Source organism: Sphingobacteriales bacterium (genome assembly GCA_012517435.1).
GTDB lineage: Bacteria > Bacteroidota > Bacteroidia > CAILMK01 > JAAYUY01 > JAAYUY01.
Window position 1 is genome coordinate 1 of record JAAYUY010000150.1, and the last position, 3,114, is coordinate 3,114.

The following is a 3,114-nucleotide window of genomic DNA, read 5'->3' on the forward strand; positions in this document are numbered from 1 at the left end:
CGTTATCTTGAGTTTAAATGGGTGAAAGGACATGATAAGTGTATGGAAAACATCATCTGCGACAGAGAAGCCAAGCGGGTAGCAGGTAAATCGGTCAGGAATGTTCCGCCATTTCTATCAGGAAATTCTCAGGATACTCAATATTTATAAGATACAAACCGCAAGCAGGAAGTGATTTGCCTGCCTTGCTCCGGTCGCAGGCAAGCATTCTTTCCTCAAATTCTGATGGCGTTATTTTCTGACGTCCTACATCCAGCAGCGTTCCGGCAAGCAACCTGACCATTGAACGGACAAAACGATTGGCTGTAATCCGGAAAATGTAAAATTCATCCGTTTCTGTCCAATATGCTTCGGTAACACGACAAAGCTGATTTTTCTGGCTGCCATGTGCCTTGCTAAAGGTAGTAAAATCTTCATTTTTTAATATCATTGCGCTGGCTTTGTTCATCAGGTCTGTATCAAATTTTTCATAAGAAAACAGAGCCAGATCAATATAAAAAGGATTTTTCCCCTTGCAGATTAGATATTCATAGGTCCTTGATAGCGCATCCCAGCGGGCATGTATCTTTTGCGGGCATGCATACATTTTTCTGACGAGAATATCCAATGGCAAAAAACTGTTGAGTTTATGCCTGAAATCTGACGTTAAACTGTGGCTGGTATCAAAATGAAGAAAAAACTTTCGGGCATGCACACCCGCATCCGTCCTGCCGCACCCCATACAGTTTATTTTTTCACCCAACATCAGGGAAATGTGTTCGTTCATGACCTGCTGAACACTGATACTTCCGGGTTGAATCTGCCAGCCATGAAAGTGAGAACCCAGATATGCTATTTCAAGAAAATACCTGTTTTTCATGATTGAATTGATTAAGGGAGTTATCTTCTGACAAACAGGTTATATTTTAAAATACAGTACAAAGCCCTGAGGCCATCTTTCCAGTTGATTTTCTTTCCTTCCTGATATTGCCTGCCATAGTAGGAAATGCCTATCTCATATATCCTGATGCCGGGGATACGGGAAACTTTTGCTGTTACTTCCGGCTCAAATCCAAACCGGTCTTCTTTCAATTGAATTGATTTGATGATCTCCATACGGAAAAGTTTGTAACAGGTTTCCATATCAGTCAGGTTGAGATTGGTGAACATATTGGAAATAAACGTCAGTAATCTGTTCCCTATTGAGTGCCAGAAAAACAATATCCGGTGTGGCTTTCCACCCATGAACCTGGAACCGTACACCACATCTGCCACCCCATTTAAAACCGGCTGCAACATTTCTGTATATTCATCGGGATCATATTCAAGGTCGGCATCCTGAATAATCAGGTAATCTCCTTCTGCCAGACGGATACCGTTGCGGATAGCGGCTCCTTTCCCCCGATTCTCAGCATGTACAATCAGTTTTATATTCACTTCAGGATATTTTTCCCTGTACTCCCTGACCAAAGAGGCTGTTGAATCTTTTGAACAGTCGTCAATGACGATGATTTCTTTTTCAATCCCATCAGGTAAACGGCAATTCCTGACTTTTTCAAGAATGGATATAATGGTTTTTTCTTCGTTGAAGGCGGGTATGACGATACTTAAAACAGGCATCTATTCAAAAATTACTTCGTAAATGTCGGGACATTCTTTCCCCGTGATATAAAAAGTTTTGGTAGTTTTATCGTAAGCAATGCCATTTAATACTGCTTCAGGATTTGCATTCGATATGGTAGAGCAGTTCAGGTTTGAAACATCTATTTCTGCTTCGGCAATGCCTGTTTTTTCATCAATAACAAGAATTCTCCCCACTCCATATACATTCGCATAAATTTTTCCGTCAACATATTCCAGCTCATTCAGGTAATAAACCGGCTTTCCCCTCAGTTTCACATTAATCACTCTTTCAACCGAAAAATTCATCATATTTCTGAAGAAAATCCGGTCGCTGCCATCGCTCATGATGTATTGCTGTCCATTGTTGGCAAGTCCCCAGCCTTCTGTTTCATAACTGAATTCTATTCCTTTCCGGCTAAAATCGGAAAGGCTATAGGTATAAGCCTTCTTTTCCCTGTAAGTCAGCAAGGTGAGGTAGCCATCATGAATGGTGAGCCCTTCGGCAAAGAAGTCTTTTAAATCAACAGACGACAGCAGTTTACCCGTTTTAAGGTCTATCTTTTTTAATGCCGATTTTCCATACAAACCACTGCTTTCGTAGAGAATTCCATTGTCTATTTCAAATCCCTGCGTATAAAGACGGTCTCCGGGATGGCTGAATTGCCTCAGAATTTTGTACGTCATGGTTTTTGCCTGAACACTTTCCTTCGATGGGATTTTTTCTTCAGGAGTTTTTTTCTGTTGTTTTTTGCATGAAACAAGCAAAAGTGAGAAAATCAAAACAACAAAAACAAGTCTTTTTAACCACATATCAATTTTTATTTCAATTACAAAGTTAAACTTCCCTGCCACACACAGAAATTTAAATAATGAGGGTATTTTTGCTCTTTGAATAATCATGAAATCCGCTGGCAATATCTTTAAAACAGGCGTTGGCCCATCGAGCAGCCATACCATGGGGCCAAAAAGAGCTTCCGAAAAATTTCTGGCTGAAAACAAAAATGCCTTTTCTTTTCAGATTACACTGTTGGGTAGTCTGGCTGCAACGGGTAAAGGCCACCTCACCGATAAAGCCATCATCGAAACTTTTTTACCCCGTCAGACAGAGATTGTATGGAAGCCCGAAACCACCCTCCCCTTTCATCCCAATGCAATGATTTTTAAAGCCTTTGATAAAAACTACAATCTTTTATCAGAAAAAACTTATTACAGCATTGGCGGAGGTGAGATAGTGGAAGAAAATGCAGAAATACATGAGCCTGATATTTATCCTCACCATAAATTCAATGAAATCCTGCGTTATTGCCATTACAGGGGCATGAGCCTTTGGGAATATGTTTACACTTTTGAAGATGCAACTTTCACCACACATCTGACAGAAGTCTGGAAAGTGATGAAAGAAGCCGTCAGACGGGGTATTCAGGCGGATGGAATTATCCCCGGAGGACTTGGTATTTCACGAAAAGCTTCCTCCTATTTTCAAAAAGCCAAGGGATACAGGTCGTCTCTCAA

Annotated in this window: 4 protein-coding genes; 1 reads left to right on the forward strand and 3 read right to left on the reverse strand. The window is 40.7% G+C overall.

What is annotated here, in order from left to right; translation table 11 throughout:
- Positions 1–94 precede the first annotated feature (94 nt).
- Genes truA through GX437_08575 form a run of 3 tightly spaced genes read right to left on the reverse strand, consistent with a single transcriptional unit; the run spans position 95 to position 2,454 of the window.
- Positions 95–859 (reverse strand): tRNA pseudouridine(38-40) synthase TruA, encoded by a 765-nt coding sequence (gene truA, locus GX437_08565; protein NLJ07707.1) that lies wholly within the window; start codon positions 857–859, stop codon positions 95–97.
- A 20-nt stretch (positions 860–879) separates the two neighbouring features.
- Complete coding sequence (locus GX437_08570; protein ID NLJ07708.1) at positions 880–1,599, reverse strand: glycosyltransferase family 2 protein; 720 nt, start codon at positions 1,597–1,599, stop codon at positions 880–882.
- Positions 1,600–2,454, reverse strand: coding sequence for a glutaminyl-peptide cyclotransferase (locus tag GX437_08575; GenBank protein NLJ07709.1), 855 nt, complete (start codon positions 2,452–2,454; stop codon positions 1,600–1,602).
- 46 nt (positions 2,455–2,500) lie between these two features.
- Here GX437_08575 and GX437_08580 point away from each other — a divergent pair.
- Positions 2,501–3,114 (forward strand): serine dehydratase (locus GX437_08580; protein NLJ07710.1); only part of this gene is annotated, 614 nt, incomplete at its 3' end.